The 18,046-nt window shown below is 41.1% G+C and carries 5 protein-coding genes and 1 pseudogene; all 6 read left to right on the top strand.

The window, feature by feature from the left end; genetic code table 11:
• The first annotated feature begins 562 nt into the window (after positions 1-562).
• The 6 genes and pseudogenes from V7K60_RS28640 (at position 563) to V7K60_RS28665 (ending at position 17,628) form a co-directional block, all read left to right on the top strand.
• Complete coding sequence (locus V7K60_RS28640; RefSeq protein ID WP_334930650.1) at positions 563-2,590, top strand: non-ribosomal peptide synthetase; 2,028 nt, start codon at positions 563-565, stop codon at positions 2,588-2,590.
• Between the two features lie 3 nt (positions 2,591-2,593).
• On the top strand, positions 2,594-7,546 hold the full coding sequence (locus tag V7K60_RS28645) for an aminotransferase class III-fold pyridoxal phosphate-dependent enzyme (RefSeq protein WP_334930652.1): 4,953 nt from the start codon (positions 2,594-2,596) through the stop codon (positions 7,544-7,546).
• Positions 7,547-7,633: 87 nt separating this feature from the next.
• The gene (locus tag V7K60_RS28650; protein WP_334930654.1) at positions 7,634-8,632 is read left to right on the top strand and encodes a cupin-like domain-containing protein; all 999 of its coding nucleotides are present in this window, start codon (positions 7,634-7,636) and stop codon (positions 8,630-8,632) included.
• Between the two features lie 225 nt (positions 8,633-8,857).
• On the top strand, positions 8,858-10,003 hold the full coding sequence (locus V7K60_RS28655) for an acyltransferase family protein (protein WP_334930656.1): 1,146 nt from the start codon (positions 8,858-8,860) through the stop codon (positions 10,001-10,003).
• Between the two features lie 66 nt (positions 10,004-10,069).
• Positions 10,070-13,333 (top strand): annotated as a pseudogene (locus V7K60_RS28660) (non-ribosomal peptide synthetase); the annotation flags it as partial.
• Positions 13,333-17,628, top strand: a complete 4,296-nt coding sequence (locus V7K60_RS28665; RefSeq protein ID WP_334930660.1) for an amino acid adenylation domain-containing protein — start codon at positions 13,333-13,335, stop codon at positions 17,626-17,628. The pseudogene V7K60_RS28660 and the gene V7K60_RS28665, both read left to right, overlap by 1 nt.
• Positions 17,629-18,046 lie beyond the last annotated feature (418 nt).

Below are 18,046 nucleotides of genomic sequence, written 5' to 3' on the forward strand. Positions count from 1 at the left end.
TTCAATGAAGATGTAGTGAAACTACCTACGATTTTGAGGAAATAGGTCAGAATAAGAGAACTAGATCTTAGAGTCAGTGCCCTTTCACACAAATATTGTCGGATTGCGGCATAATTTGTTGTCAAATTAGTGTTTTAATATAATTTCAAAGCTAACAATGTAACTATTGCCTCTAAGTAAAAATACTAGGATCTAAACATATAAAAATGCTTTTTCGCTTTTTATTTTATCTGTTTATCTAAATACGGAAAATAATAAATTCATCTTAACTTTAAATACACTCAATTCCTTATTAATCATTGATTTCATAACAATATCGTGCTCGAATTACATGGTTCACTGGTTTAGCTAAAAATCTAGATCGTTAATATACTTTTGTATATTCCATGTAATTCTGGAACAATCTTTAATATTTTTCAGTCAGTGATATTCTGGTATTGTATATTTTAGTAGTAATATTAACTGCATCGCTAACCCATAAAATTGTTAAGTTAAAATCAGCGCTACTTAAAAACCAAAAACAAGCTTTTTGTAAGAAGTTTATTTTTACTTCCAGTTAAATATGAAACTAATAACTAATTCATTGGCTCAAAATAAAAATGAATTTCTAGCAATCAAGGATCAAACTTCATTATCAGAAAACAAACTAGAACGAGATAATTTAACATTACCTATTTTGAAAGAATCCGAAAAACACCTAATAATCGAGTGGAATTATACTCAAACTAATTATCCTCAGCAAGCGTGTATTCATCAGTTGTTTGAAGCACAAGTAGAGAAAACACCTAATGCTGTAGCACTAATTTTTAATAATCAGCATCTCACCTATAGAGATTTGAATAGTCGTGCTAATCAATTAGCAGAACATCTACAATCACTAGGGGTAGGCACAGAAACTATTGTAGGAATCTGCATAGAGCGCTCCTTAGAAATGGTTATAGCACTTTTAGCTATTCTTAAAGCAGGTGGAGCTTATGTACCATTAGATCCAGGGTATCCACAAGAACGTTTAGCTTTCATGCTGTCAGATACCCAGGTATCTGTATTATTAACTCAAAAAGAACTAGTTGCCAAATTACCTACTCACACAGCATTTGTAATTTGCCTAGACGCAGATTGGAATACAATCACCCAAAATAAAAAAGATAACCTCAGCGCTAATGTCACTGCTGATAACTTGGCTTATGTCATGTATACATCAGGTTCTACAGGTACACCCAAAGGTGTTAGCGTTATCCATCGTGGTGTAGTTAGGTTAGTCAAAGAAACTAATTATGCTCACCTCACGCCTGAAGAAGTAATTCTGCAACTTGCTCCTATTTCCTTCGATGCTTCCACTTTTGAAATTTGGGGTTGTTTACTTAATGGTGGTCGATTAGTAATCTATCCTCCAAATACACCATCTTTAGAAGAATTAGGGCAGATTATTCAGCAATACCAAGTTACTACTCTTTGGCTGACAGCCGGTTTATTCCACCTCATAGTAGATGAAAAAATTGATGTTTTAAAATCTTTACGTCAACTTTTAGCAGGTGGTGATGTCTTATCTGTTCCCCATGTACAGAAATTTATCCAAACAGTAAAGAACTGTCAACTAATTAATGGTTATGGACCAACTGAGAATACAACTTTTACCTGCTGCCATCCTATAACAGCACCACTACAACTAGATGTTTCGATTCCTATTGGTCGTCCAATTGCTAATACCCAAGTTTATATATTAGATAACAATCTCCAATCAGTATCAATTGGAGAAACTGGTGAATTGTACATTGGTGGTGATGGATTAGCTAGAGGCTATTTGAACCGTCCTGATTTGACTGCCGAAAAGTTTATTTATCACTCCTTTGATAGTAGTTTAGCAACGCGCCTTTACAAGACTGGAGATTTAGCTCGTTATCTTCCAGATGGCAATATCGAGTTCTTAGGTCGGATTGACAATCAGGTAAAAATTCGCGGTTTCCGAATTGAACTAGGGGAAATTGAGCGGGAAATTGCACAACATCCTGACGTTCGGGAAATTGTCGTTTTAGCTTGTCAGGATGAAGCAGGTGAAAAACAGTTAACAGCTTATATTGTTCCTCACTATAACAGTGGATATACGCACAATAAATTACGTGGTTTCTTACAACAGCGACTACCTAATTATATGGTGCCATCGGCATTTGTGATGTTAGAATCACTGCCTTTAACTGCAAATGGCAAAGTAGATAGACATAAATTGCCAGCACCAAGTAGAGAACGTCCGCAACTGGAACAAGCGTATATTGCTCCCCAAACCGATTTAGAACGTCTGCTTGCAGGTATTTTGTCCGAACTGCTGAAAATTGATCGCGTCGGGATTGATGATAATTTCTTTGATTTAGGAGCAACTTCAATCTCAATTTTACAAGTTGCGGCGCGAGTCAAACAGGAACTTGGTATTGAGCTACCTGCTGTAAAGCTATTTCAGTATTCAACAATTGGCTCTTTAGCAAAGTATTTGGATTCAAACCAGAATAGCCAACCGTCTTCTGACAAGCTGCAAAATCGTGCCCAACGCCAACAAGCAGCTCGGACTCGTCGCCGTAATCATCAACAAGGTGTTTAAGCAATGGTGAATATGCAAACCTCAGATAACCAAGATCCTATTGATGGTATTGCCATTATTGGTATGGTAGGAAGATTTCCTGGCGCTGGAAATGTCGATGAGTTTTGGCGCAATCTGTGCGAGGGATTAGAATCAACGACTTTTTTTGAAGATGAGGAGTTAGATCCTAGTATTGATCCGAACCTTTGTAAAGATCCTAGCTACGTGAAAGCTAGAGGAGTAATTCCTGGGGGAGAAACCTTTGATGCTGCGTTTTTTGGCATTAATCCGCTAGAAGCTGTGGTTATGGACCCACAGGCTAGAGTTTTCCTAGAGTTGGTTTATGAAGCTTTGGAAAATGCTGGTTATGAATCAGAGTCTTTTGAAGGTTTAATTGGTTTATACGCTGGTTGTGGTCAAAATACTTATTTTGCTAACCACATTTCTGGACGTATGGAAATTGTCGATCGCATCGGTGAGTTCCAAACGATGTTAGCCAATGAAAAAGACTTTTTGACAACCCGTGCTGCTTACAAACTCAACCTCAAAGGCCCAGCTGTCAGCGTCAATACAGCCTGTTCCACTTCTTTGGTAGCAGTCATTCAGGCTTGCCAAGCCTTAACCAGCTATCAGTGCGATTTGGCTTTGTCTGGTGGTGTATCTATGACTACACCTCAAAACAGCGGTTATGTGGCTCAAGAAGGCGGTATGTTGTCTGGAGATGGGCATTGTCGTCCCTTTGATGCCAGCGCTCAGGGCACAATGTTCAACAATGGCGCAGGAGTAGTTGTCCTCAAGCGTTTAGAAGATGCACTTAATGATGGCGATCGCATCTATGCTGTAATTCGAGGTTCTGGTATCAATAATGACGGCGCTGATAAAGTGAGCTTTACGGCTCCCAGCGTAGACGGACAAGCAGAGGCGATTGCGATGGCGCAAGCTTATGCCAACTTTCACCCGGAAACCATCTCTTATATTGAAGCTCACGGCACAGCAACACCTTTAGGCGACCCAATTGAAATTGAAGCGCTGACACAAGCATTTCGCGTACATACAAATGCTAAACAATTTTGTGCGATCGGCTCTCTTAAAAGCAATGTCGGACATTTAGTTGCAGCGGCTGGAGTAGCAGGGTTAATTAAAACCGCTCTCGCTCTGCATCATAAAAAAATTCCACCTAGTTTAAATTTTGAGGCTCCCAATCCCAAAATTGACTTTGCCAACAGCCCCTTCTATGTAAATACCAAACTAGCTGAATGGTCGGAAGGTGAAACTCCGCGACGAGCTGGTGTGAGTTCTTTTGGTGTCGGCGGGACTAATGCTCATATTGTGCTAGAAGAAGCGCCACAAATCCAAAGTTCAGGATCTTCTCGCCCACAGCAGCTATTTTTACTCTCGGCAAAAACTAGTCAAGCTTTAGAGGCTGCAACAGCAAATTTGCAGCAACATTTGCAGTACAATGCCGAAATTAATTTAGCTGATGTAGCTTATACTTTACAGCGAGGGCGCAAAGCTTTTAACTACCGATGCAGTATAGTTTGTCACGATATCACAGATGCGATCGCAGCCCTGCAATCTTTAGATCCAAATCAAGTAAATACCCGTCATACAGAAATCCGCAATCCAGCCGTTGTCTTCATGTTCCCCGGACAAGGATCGCAATATGTGAACATGGGATTGAATCTCTACAACTACGAACCTGTGTTTCAGGAAGCAGTAGATGAATGTGCTGAAATCCTTAAGCCTTTGCTGGGCAAGGATTTACGAGAAATCATCTATCCTGCACCGAGCGATGCCTACGGCGGGCTACGCCTACGCGAAACTGCGGCTATCTCCCTGCGGCAAACCTGCTTTACCCAACCAGCATTATTCGTCATTGAATATGCCTTAGCGCAACTGTGGCGAAGTTGGGGAGTCAAGCCGCAAGGCATGATTGGTCACAGTATTGGCGAATTTGTCGCCGCCTGTATTGCGGGTGTATTCACCTTAGAAGATGCGTTGATGTTGGTTGCAACTCGTGGTCGCTTCATGTGGGAGTTACCCGCAGGGGCTATGCTCTCAGTGCGCCTACCAGCCAAAGAGGTAGAGCCACGATTGAGTACAGAACTTGCGATCGCCGCAATTAACGGCCCTTCCCTGTGTGTAGTTTCTGGCCCCACAGAGGCGATCGCAGTTCTGCAAAAACAACTTGAAAGCGAAGAAGTTATCTGTCGCCATTTACACACTTCCCACGCTTTCCACTCTCCAATGATGGATAGCATTATTCACCCCTTTGCTGAGGTAGTTGCAAAGGTTAAATTATCACCACCCCAAATTCCCTTTGTATCTACAGTTACCGCCGACTGGATTACAGTCCAGCAAGCAACCGATCCGATGTATTGGGCTACACATCTACGTCAGACTGTAAGATTTGCAGAGGGCGTACAAACCCTATGGCAGCAACCAGAACGCGTACTGTTAGAGGTGGGGCCGCGAATCACAACTACAACCTTAGCCCGCCAACAAGCAAAAGATATTAAACAACAGATAGCGATTCCTTCTCTGGGTGATAACGCTGAGAATGAAGCCGAATGGACGGCATTACTCAAAGCAGTAGGACAACTGTGGCTAGCAGGAGTATCTATTGATTGGAGCAACTTCTATCAAAGGGAAACGCGACAACGAATTCCCCTACCCACCTATCCCTTTGAACGCCAACGCTTCTGGATTGATCCTCCACCTCATCCCAATCGTGCAGTAATTCCCAAACTTGCAAATCCCCAGTTATTAGAAAAGACCCAAACTATGACAACATCTCCTCAGCAAAAGCTCATTCCCCTGCTCAAAGAAATTATCGAAGAAACATCAGGATTGGAAATCGCTAGTGTTGACGACTTGACGACGTTTTTAGAAATGGGATTAGATTCCTTATCTCTGACACAAGTCGGGTTAGCTTTAAAGAAAAAGTTTCAAGTCAAGGTAACGCTTAGACAGTTACTAGAAATTTACCCGAATTTAGGAACACTGGCTGACTTTATCAATTCAGCCTTGTCTCCCGAAACTTTATCCGCATTAGGATTAACAGAAACCGTTGCAGAACCAACTCCAGAAGCAGCATTATCAGCACCTGCAACCACATCACCCACTTTGCTAGTGCATGAAGTTCATACAAATGGATCAAATGGATCTGCACCTCAGATTTCCCTGCAACCTGCTGTATCTAATAGCATCCTAGAAAATGTGATTAATCAGCAGCTACAAATCATGAGCCAGCAATTGGCACTATTGGGTAATAACAGTCAATCTCTAACAATTCCAGTTGTACCTGCGGCGACATCTCAAAATAATCATGTCAAGCCACCAAACGCTGTATCTGTCCCCACAACCCAAACGAGCAAAGAATCACAAACATCGGTAGATAATGAGTCAAATGGTGCTAAAAAGACATTTGGTGCGGCTGCTCGAATTGAAAAGACCCAAACTAAAACTCTGACAGCGCAACAACGCACTCATTTAGACAAAATTATTCAAAGATATACAAAACGGACTCAAAAATCCAAAGAATATACTCAATCTCATCGCCCTTATCTGGCAGACCCAAGAACTGTTTCCGGATTTAACCCGACGATGAAAGAGATGGTTTACCCCATCGTGGTGTTTCGTTCATCAGGTTCTAAACTTTGGGATGTTGATGGCAATGAATATGTCGATTTAAGCAATGGCTTTGGCTTGAATTTGTTTGGTTGGTCGCCACCTTTCATTACCGAAGCAATTGAAGCACAACTTAAACTCGGCATGGAAATTGGGCCGCAAACTCCCTTAGTTGGAGAAGTGGCAAAGCTAATGTGTGAGTTGACCAACTTTGACCGAGCAGCCTTTTGCAACACAGGTTCAGAAGCAGTATTGGGAGCGATGCGGATGGCACGCACCATCACAGGGCGTAACTTAATCGCCATCTTTTCTGGAGCTTATCATGGTATTTTGGATGAAGTAATTGTTCGAGGTACAAAAAAACTCCGGTCAATTCCAGCTGCTCCTGGTATCCCACCTGAAATGGTGGAGAATATTTTGGTGGTGGACTACGATTCGCCTGAGTCTCTAGAAATCCTCAAAAGTCGGGCTGATGAGTTAGCAGCAGTGATGGTGGAATCTGTACAAAGCCGTCGCCCTGAATACCAGCCTAAGGAATTCCTCCAACAATTGCGTGATTTCACTCAGGAAGCTGGTATTGCCCTAATTTTTGATGAAATCGTTACCGGATTCAGAATTCATCCAGGTGGCGCTCAAGCACATTTCGGTATCAAAGCTGATATAGCAACCTACGGTAAGATTGTGGGCGGTGGGCTACCAATTGGAGTCATTGCTGGCAAATCACAATATATGGATGCTTTAGATGGCGGGTTTTGGCAGTTTGGCGATGACTCTGTTCCAGAAGTAGGCGTGACTTACTTTGCCGGCACTTTTGTTCGCCATCCTTTAGCACTAGCAGCGGCGAAAGCAGTACTTCAGCATTTAAAACAGAGTGGCCCCAGCTTGCAGCAAAATCTCAATGCAAGAACTGATAAGTTTGTAGCGGAACTTATGGGCTATTTACAGCAAGTTCAAGCACCGTTTACAGCTTATAATTTCGGCTCCCTGTTCATGGTGAAATCTGCACCAGAGTTCACCTATGGAGATTTACTGTTTTACTTGCTCCGGGATAAGGGAGTGCATACTTGGGATCATCGTCCTTGCTTCTTGACGACAGCCCATTCCGAAGCCGATCTGGCTTTTGTAATGGCAGCCTTTAAAGAAAGTATTGCCGAAATGCAGTCTGCTGGCTTCTTCTCTGCACTGCCCATAGAAGTAACAAACCGCGAAATTACCAATAACAGCCTACGCAATCGTCCTCCGCAACCTGATGCCAGATTAGGACGCGATCCCCAAGGGAACCCCGCCTGGTATATTCCTGATACTGAGCGACCTGGGAAATATTTACAAGTTGCCAGTGTTTCCTGAAGTATTTTAAAAAAGCAATTGCAGAGAAAGTATAGTGCGTGTCAATAATTTTTGCAAATAGCAAATACTCATCCATAAAGGTTTTGTATGTCGATTGATAATCTACTTGAACCTAGTTCTATAAAGTCCGATGCAAAGCTCCCGGAACAAATCATTGAAACTGATATTTCAAACTTCCGGGAAAACTTCAACTCTTCTCACTTCATGTTTTCGCATAACCTTGCAGGACATGCTTTATTTGAGATTCCCCGCTTAGTTGAGCTGGCAAATACTATGTTAAGTCAGGGTAGAACAAATAAAATCCAGTCTTATATCAGCAAAGTCCCTGTTGAGCAAAAGTGGAATCAGCGTCCTGGAATCAAGCAAATTAACGAGGCGATCGCACATATTGGAGAATCAGATTCTTGGGTCATGCTTGAAGATGTTCAAGTAGACTCAGAATATGCTGCCTTGGTTGACCAAATTATAACTGAACTCGAAACTCTTACAGGTAAACCCCTTCGGCAGCAAATGACGTGGCTAGGTGCTTACATCTTTATTGGTTCTCCTAATTCTATTACACCTTACCATATCGATAGTGAGTTGAATTTCTTGTTTCAAATTCAGGGCAAAAAAGATATGAGCCTCTTCAATCAAAACGATCATTCTGTACTGAGCGAAGAGGAGATTGAAAAATTTTACGTAGGTGACCTGAATGTAGCAAATTATAAAGAGGAAAATCAGAGTAAAGCAAGGGTTTACCATTTGCAACCAGGCAAGGGACTCCATCATCCAATACTGGCACCCCATTGGGCCAAAAATGATAATAATGTCTCTGTAGCTTTGAGTATCCTCTTCTATCTGCGACCTTACGATCTCAAAGCCAGAATATATCAAGTGAACAGTTATTTACGCAGACTGGGATTAGAACCCACTCCACCAGGTAAGTCTCCCTTGAAAGACCGGATCAAAATTTTGGCTCTGGGTCTTCTATCCGATCGCCGACCGAAAAATAAATTTATGCTACTGCGCTCTGGTGTATTAAGACTCAAATCTCTTGAGGGAAGGCTAAAGCAATTTCTCGACAAGATTACGAAAAAAATCTAAATTTTTCCAAATGATTAATTATTAATTAGCCTGAATACTGAATCTGTGTTCTATAGCAATTCTAAATCATTTGTGAAATATTCTATTTTAGATGCTTTGTGTAGCTTATTTTTATACAAACTTACATCCTCCATAGTCGCTGACAACAAGCAACTACGCATCTACATTAAAAAATAACTTTCACAACTAAAACAGGATTGCTATAAGTAAAAATTAAAACCAAAAATGTCAATATATAAACACATTAAATCGCTCACTTCTTTACGCGGTATTGCAGCCTTGGTTGTTGTTTTACACCATTTTTCTTCCTACGGTTTACCGAAAACAGGTTCAACTTTATCAACTTATAGCAATTTTTTTACAAATGGATATTTATGGGTTGACTTTTTCTTTATTTTGAGTGGTTTTATCATGACCCACGTCTATGCGGAGGATTTTTATTTAAAAGTAAGTTTAAATCACTATTGCTCGTATTTATTCTCGCGTTTTGCTAGAATTTATCCTTTGCATATATTTATAATTTTTCTATTTATTGGATTAGAATTTGTCAAAGCATTTTTACTAAACACTTCTGCTTTTACTGGTAAATTTAACTTAACCGCTCTTGTTGCCAATATTTTTCTTTTACAAGCGTTCGACCTAAAGTGCCCACCTTTATTATGGTGTAATACCTATTGGAATGAACCGGCTTGGTCAATTAGCGTAGAATTTTTTATTTACTGTATATTTCCATTTTTATTATTAATTTTATTAAAAAAAAACCACAAAATTGATTTAATTATTTATAGTTTTACTCTTGTTAGCATTTTAATGCTAATCACCTTTACCTGTGGCAATTTAGATACTATTATTGGCATACCTTCAATAGCTAGATGTGGGCTAGAATGCATATTGGGTATTATTACTTACAAAATTTACTGCAGAGGTAATTATAAAAAGCATTTCAATCTTAATTTCCTGGCAATTATAGCTATAACTTGGATAATTTTAATTATGCATTACTATTGGCATGATTTTCGTAACATTCATGATTGGCTAATTTTACCAGCTTTTTCTCTACTGATTTTATCAGTATCTATCAACAACAGTTTAATATCAAATTTTCTAAATTCACAGTTAATGCTATATATTGGGACGATATCTTACTCAATTTATATGGTTCATTGGTTTGTTCTAGAATTATTAAAAGTTTTCTGGCTTTATAAATTTCACAATGTTTTTTGCAAAGGATTCACAGAATATCAACAATTGATATTTTTAGGAGTATTTCTGATGATTATTTTATTGGCTGCATCATTGACATATAGATTTGTAGAAGTTCCTGCTCGTAATTATTTAAAGTCTAAAATTTTAGAGCTACCAGGTATTTAAAGTTATTTTTAAAGAAAAGATTGAGATTTAATCACATTCAATACACTGAGAAAATAATAGAGTTTTATGACCTCATCACCTATAGATTACCAATCTACATTAACTGCGGTTGATTTTGATCCATTTGCAGATGGAGAATTGCTTTTGACCGCCCCTGCCACAGAATCACAAAAAGAAATTTGGGCTTCTGTGCAAATGGGAGATGCTGCCAATTGTGCTTATAACGAGTCTCAATCTCTGCGACTAAAAGGCGAACTTGATGTCAAAGTTTTCCAGTCTGCGGTGGAAAAGTTAGTACAACGCCATGAAGCACTACGGACAACTTTTAGTACTGATGGCAATACACTCTGCATTGTTGCTTCTCGGCAAATTGAAATTCCGATTATTGAACTTTCTAACCTGGAACCACAGGAAAAACAGGAAAAATTAGCTAGTATCTGGCGACAAGAGGTAGAGCAACCTTTTGATTTGGAACATGGCCCTCTATTTCGAGTAAAAATTGTCAAATTGCAGCCGCAGGAGCATCTAGCTATTTTGACAGCCCATCATATTATTTGTGATGGTTGGTCTTGGGCAGTGCTGATGCCAGATTTGGGTAAACTTTATTCTGGCTTGCAACAGGGTATTGTTCCTGAATTAGAAGAACCAGACTACTTCAGTGAATACGCGACTTTGCAGGAAGAAGAGGCGGATAGTCCAGAAGCGATCGCCACAGAAAAATATTGGTTGGAACAATTCGCTGACTCTGTACCTGTACTGGATTTCCCTAGCGATCGCCCCCGTCCCCCACTCAGAACCTTTAACGCCGCTCGCGAAGATTGGCATTTAAATCCCGAACTAGTTGCCAACCTGAAACAATTAGGAACGAAACTCGGTTGTAGCTTTATGACTACGATCCTGGGAGGATTTGAGGTCTGGCTGCACCGTTTAACAGGACAAAACGACTTAGTTGTAGGTATTCCAGCCGCCGGACAAGCTGCTTTAGGGCAATATAATCTCGTAGGTCACTGCGTAAATTTACTACCCTTGCGTAGCCAAATTCATGGCGAAACATCGTTCAGCGACTACTTGCGATCGCGGCGCTCGGCTGTCTTAGATGCTTATGACCATCAACAATTTACTTTTGGTAGTCTGATAAAAAAATTAGTATTGCCACGGGATTCTAGCCGCATTCCCTTAGTACCAATTATATTTAATGTCGATCAAGCTTTAGACAGCGATCGACTTCCGTTTATCGATTTAGAGGTAGAATTTTTCTCCAATCCCCGCGCATTCGAGAATTTTGAACTGTTTATCAATGCTACAGAATCGCATGATGAACTTATCCTCGAATGTCAGTACAACACTAATTTATTTGACGCTGATACTATCCGCCGCCGGATGGCAGAGTTTGAAACTTTGTTATTGGGCATAGTTACTAACCCTAATCAAAGTATTGCTAAATTGCCAATTTTGCCAGTAATTGAGCAACAGTTATTAGCAACATGGAACAATACTCAAACAGCTTATCCCCAAAATATCTGCATTCACCAGCTGTTTGAAACTCAAGTGGAGAAGACTCCAGATGCGATCGCTGTAGTTTTTGAAAATGAACAAATTAGCTACCGCGAACTGAATCAGCGAGCCAATCAGCTAGCCCATTACCTCCAAAGCTTAGGAGTCGGGTCAGAAGTTCTAGTTGGTCTGTGTGTCGAGCGCAGTTTGGAAATGGTTATAGGAGTTTTAGGCATTCTCAAAGCTGGGGGAGCTTATGTACCATTAGATTATGCTTATCCTCAAGAACGTTTAGCTTTCATGCTGCAAGATGCTCAGGTATCAGTGCTACTAACGCAACAGAAGCTAAAATCGGGTCTACCCAAACATCAAGCAGAGATTGTTTGCCTTGATAGCAACTGGCAATCCATAGATTATGAGTTGGATAACCCTACACATAACGTCACTGCCAATAACTTAGCCTACGTCATTTATACATCTGGCTCGACAGGTCAACCGAAAGGCGTTCAAATTCAACATCAGAGTGCTGTTAATCTCCTGAATGCGATCGCACAAGAACCCGGTTTAACTGCTGAAGATACTCTCCTCTCTGTTACTAGCCTATCCTTTGATATTGCCGTCTCAGAAATTTTTCTACCCCTGTCTGTAGGTGCGAAGTTGGTATTAATAAGCCGTGAAGTTGCGGCTGATGGTACTCAACTGTTAAAAGCGCTAACCACCTCCGGGGCAACCTTTATGCAACCTACACCAGTTACTTGGCGGCTATTACTGGCAGCCGGATGGCAAGGTAGTCCTCAACTCAAGATGATTTCCACAGGCGAAGCCTTACCTAGAGACCTCGCAAATCAATTATTACCGAAGGGAGCTTGTCTGTGGAACCTCTACGGGCCTACAGAAACAACGATTTGGTCAACAGGCTACAAGGTGACAACGGCAAATAAACCAATAGGCATTGGTTGCCCTTTAGCTAATACGCAAATCTACATTTTAGACTCCCATTTACAACCCGTTCCCATTGGTATATCAGGTGAGTTGTATATTGGTGGTGAAGGACTAGCAAGGGGCTACCTAAATCGTCCCGAACTGACTGCTGAGAGATTTATTTCTAATCCCTTCAGTTCAAATCCTAAATCGCACTTATACAAAACTGGAGATTTGGCTCGTTATTTACCAGATGGACATATTGAATACTTAGGTCGTATCGACTATCAGGTAAAATTGCGTGGTTTCCGCATAGAATTGGGTGAAATTGAAACCGCACTTCTACAACATCCAGGAGTCAAAGAAGCGGTTGTAATTGTTCGAGAAGACATTCCGAATGAGACTAGTTTAGTAGGTTATATTATTGCCGAAACTGCTCAAGATAGCTTGCAAGTTATTTCGCAATTGCGTCGATTCTTGAAACAGCAACTTCCTGACTTTATGGTGCCAACGATTTTTATGGCACTGGAAGCGATGCCGTTAACCCCCAATGGCAAAGTTGATCGCAAGGCACTGCCAGAGCCAGATGCTTCCCGCCCAGAACTGGAGGCAAATTATGTAGCACCTCGCACTCCCATTGAACAGCAGATTGCAGATATCTGGGCGCAGGTTCTTAATGTCAAGCAGGTTGGGATTAACGACAACTTTTTTGAATTGGGTGGATATTCTCTACTAGGAATTCAAGTGGTTTCTCGAGTGCGCCAAGCCTTGCAAGCAGAAATTCTGATGTCCAATTTATTTGAATTACCAACGGTAGCAGATTTGGCTGAACGAGTGGAAACTCTGCGGTGGGCAACCCAAGGCGTTCAAGCTGCTGAGAGTGAAACAGCTGATGATTACGAGGAAGGTGAGCTATGAAAACATTAAATGAACTACTATCTGAGCTACGTCAGCGCGATGTCAAACTTTGGCTAGAGGGCGACCGCTTACGTTATCGGGCCGCAAAAGATAGTCTCACACCGGAATTGCTGACCGAGTTAAAAACTCAAAAAGCCGAAATCATCAACTTTCTCCGACAAATTAACACAGCCGCCAGTTCACAAATTCCCCCAATTGTCGCTTGTGAACGGAATGGCAACTTGCCGCTTTCCTTTGGTCAGCAACGGATATGGTTTCTTCATCAGTTTGAACCTGATAGTTCCTCAAACAATATGCCAGTTGTAGTACGTTTTACGGGGAATCTCAATGTTGCTGTCTTAGAGGAAAGTTTAAGAGAAGTCGTCCGTCGCCATGAAGTCCTGCGGACAACTTTTCCAGCAGTGAATGGAAAGCCCACTCAAGTCATCGCCACTGATGTTTCCTTGACACTGCCAATAATTGATTTACGGCAAGTACCAGATGAACAACGAGAGGCAGAAGCTCATCTACTGGCAACTAAAGAAGCTCATCAACCCTTCGATTTAGGTAATGGGCCGATTTTGCGGGTGTTATTGCTGCAATTAAGCGATCGCGAACATCTGCTAATTTGGAATATGCACTGCATAATTTGTGATGGAGCTTCGTCCGATCTGTTCTATCAAGACCTCATTACCATTTATAAAGCATTGTCGGCGGGAAAAGCTTCTCCTCTAACTCCCTTACCAGTGCAGTATGCTGATTTTACCAATTGGCAATATCAATGGCTCCAGGGAGAGGTTTTAGAGTCACAGGTAAACTACTGGAAGCAAAAGCTAGAAGGTAATTTACCGATCATTGAGTTACCTTACGATCGCCCCCGTCCTCAAAGTGTGCAAACCTATCGAGGCGATCGCGCGGCCCTGCTGCTATCAAAGGCGCTGAACCATGCCCTAACAGACATGAGTCAAAAATGGGGTGTCACCCTGTTCATGACTCTATTGGCAGCATTTGAGCTATTGCTCTACCGTTATTCTGGACAAGAAGACCTACTAATTAACTTTGCAAGTGCAGGTCGAGGACAAGTTGAAACTGAGGGGTTGATTGGATTTTTTTCTAATACTCTTGTACTGCGGAGTAACTTTGCTCTTAACCCAACTTTCCGAGAATTATTAGACCGAGTGCGTAAGGATTGCTTAGAGGCTTATACCCATCAAGACCTACCCTTTGAGAAGCTAATTGAAGAACTTAGACCAGAACAGCGAAGTCGCAATAGCTCACCACTGTTTCAGGTAAAATTTTCCCTCAATCCTCCTTGGTCAAATGGTCGTGGCATGGCATCAGTGCAACTACCTGATTTGACTATCATATCTCTATTTGGCTACATCTATCATGGCAAAACCAAATACGATCTGACATTGGTCTTGCGGGAACAAGATAATGGTCTAGGCATGGTATTTGATTACAATGCCGAGATGTTTGATGCCAGTACAATAGAGCGGATGTTGGGACACTTCAACACTTTACTCGAAGGTATTGTTAGTAATCCCGATCTGCCGATTGCTGAATTACCCCTGTTGACAGCACCTGAACAACATCAATTGCTAGTTGAGTGGAATAGCAAACAAGCTGATTCTCCTCAGGATACTTGTATCCATCAGTGGTTTGAAACTCAAGCTAAAGGAACTCCAAATAATATTGCAGTAAGTTTTGAAAATCAGCAACTAACCTATCAGGAACTCAACCAGCGTGCAAATCAACTAGCCCACTATTTACAAACTTTAGGGATAAAATCGGGGGTACTCGTCGGTCTTTATCTAAAGCCTTCTCTGGAGATGATTGTCGGGCTGTTGGGTATTTTGAAAGCTGGAGGAACTTACGTATCCATCGCTCCAACATCTGGGCAAGATGGTCTGGCTTTCATTTTAGAAGATGCCCAAATATCTTGGGTATTAACCCAAAGCTCATTAGTTGAGAAACTCTCTAAGCATCAGGCACAAGTTATCTGTTTGGATAGTGATTGGCAAGGTATCTCTCTGCACCCGACTGAAAATCCAGAGAATTTTACCACAGATCAAACTCTTGCCTGTGTGATCTATGTGTCTGGCTGCAATGGAAAACCCAACGGTATAGCTATTACCCACCGTAATCTTGTCACCCACAGCTTGGCAATTAGCGAAACTTGGGAGTTGAACCAGAGCGATCGCCTATTACTTATACTTAGTAGCAATTGCAATACTTTCATTGAATCACTTTTCCCCAGTTGGATTACTGGTGCTACTGCAATTCTCCAGTCTCAAGAGCTACAAAACTCGACGACGCAGTTTTTCCCATTCATTGCTCAACAACAGATTACCGTTGTCAATTTACCTACTTATTTTTGGTATGAGTTAGTTAAAGAGCCATCTCTATCTCCACAAACCTTGCCAGCCAGCTTGCGCTTAGTCATGGTTGGTGGCGAAAAAGTCTCACGCCATGCTTATCTAACTTGGGTAGAAAAAGTTGGCAAGCAAGTACGCTGGCTGAATGCTTATGGATCGCTAGAAACAACTTTAACCGCCACGGTTTACGATCCAGAGACTGCCACTGAAGCCAGTAACACTCGGTCAGAAATTCCTATAGGAAAAGCGATCGCCAATACCCAAATCTACATTCTCGATCAGCGATCGCAACTCCTCCCTATTGGCATAACTGGTGAAATCTACATCAGCGGTATTGGTATTACCCAAAGCTACTTTAATCGTCCCGAATTAACATCTGAGAAATTTATCTCCAATCCCTTTAGCAGCGAATCTGGGGCATACCTTTACAGAACTGGTGACTTAGGACGCTACTTAAGTGACGGCAATATTGAGTTTCTGGGTCGCTTAGACAATCAGGTAAAAATTCGTGAATTTCGCATTGATTTGGCTGAAATTGAAACAATTTTGGCTCAATATTCAGGCGTGCAAAAAACTGTGGTGATTGCCAAAGAAGATGTTCCTAGGGATAAAGGTTTAGTTGCTTATGTTGTCCCCAAACAAGGGGAAACTTTTGGGAGTGAGCAACTGCTGAGTTTTCTCCAGCAAAAGTTACCTGAACATTTGTTGCCTTCTGGCTTTTTCATAGTCGATTCTCTGCCATTGAATGCTAATGACCAAGTTGATCGCAAAGCCTTATCTGCGCTGAATCAAAATAATTCTAAAATAGAAAAAATATTTGCCACAGCAGAAGATCCATTACAACTTCAGTTAACTAAAATCTGGGAAAACCTTTTAGGTATTCATCCCATTGGCATAAAAGACAACTTTTTTGATTTGGGTGGAAACTCACTACTTGCAGTACATCTGTTTTCTCAGATTGAAAAAACATTTGGTCTAAATCTGCCCTTAGCTATTCTCTTGCAATATTCAACCATTGAGCAATTCACTAATTTTATTCGCCAGCAAGGGTTTTTGCCAGAAAGCCATAATAAGGTTGAGAGTAGTACTACCAACTCAGGAAAATCGATACCTTGGTCATCACTAGTACCAATGCAGCCCAATGGTTCCAAGCCACCTCTATTTTGTATCCATGCAATTGGTTTAAGTGTCCTCTACTATCGAGATTTATCACTTCATTTGGGTGAAAATCAGCCATTTTATGCACTACAAGCACGAGGATTAAGTGGGAAAGAAGCTCCCTTTACCAAGCTTGTAGAAATGGCGGCTCATTACATCAAAGAGATACAAACTATTCAACCTGAAGGGCCTTATTTTTTGGGTGGTTCCTCCTTTGGTGGACTAGTAGCTTGGGAAATGGCTCAACAACTCGTAAGGCAAGGTCAAAAAGTAGCTCTGTTAGCTTTATTTGATACCACTGGCCCAAATTATATTAAACAAGCGCCATTAGAAAAGCGAGTTTCTCAGCATTGGGACAACCTAACAAAACTTGGGGCTAATTACGTGCTTGAGCAAATAAGGAACAAAAGTTCTTGGCTGAAGTATAAACTTCAAGAAAAGTTCCGAAAATTGCTCTTTAAGTTTTCCTTAATAATCTGGCGGACTGTACCTTATAATTACCGGAAATTAACAATCGAAGAGGCCAATAAACAGGCAGCTAGAGAATACGTTTTAAAAGCTTATCCAGGTCGAGTTACTGTATTCCGAGCAGAAGAGCGCTTTGCATTGGAAAAACGGGAGGTTGACCCCCAAATGGGTTGGAGTGAAATGGTCTTAGGAGGTTTGGATATTCAAAATGTCCCAGGAAATCACGATTCTATTTTTAGAGAACCCCATGTCCGAACTCTATCTGAAAAAATGAGGGCTTGTATAGATCGAGTTATTGTAGACATCTAAAATTCATCTAATTTGCAGAAATAGTTATAGCTTTTCAACCTCATCTCGCTTCCGGGATGGGGTTGTTTTATTTGCGGGTAATAACTTCAACTATGTATGTATAAATGCGATCATTGCCAAAAAAGCCTTTGGATAAGTCCTAAACTTGTGCGTAGGCTTGTTGCAGGCATTTTTTGACGGTGAATAAGGACAGCAAATTACACCGCGACTTTCAAAGCTGATTCCCTGTTTGCACTATTTATTGTTATTGATGCCAAACCTGATGCTATTTTCGATGGCAATGGTAATATTGATCCGCAGGTTTAGGCAGTAAATTTACTGGAGTTAACTATTAGCCTTTTATATAAGTTTAATAATGACTCTTTCACGATGCCAAAAAAATCCTGCTTCTACGTGATTTACACCAGACAACACGTAA

This window comes from Nostoc sp. (assembly GCF_036917555.1).
Classification (GTDB): Bacteria; Cyanobacteriota; Cyanobacteriia; order Cyanobacteriales; family Nostocaceae; genus Nostoc.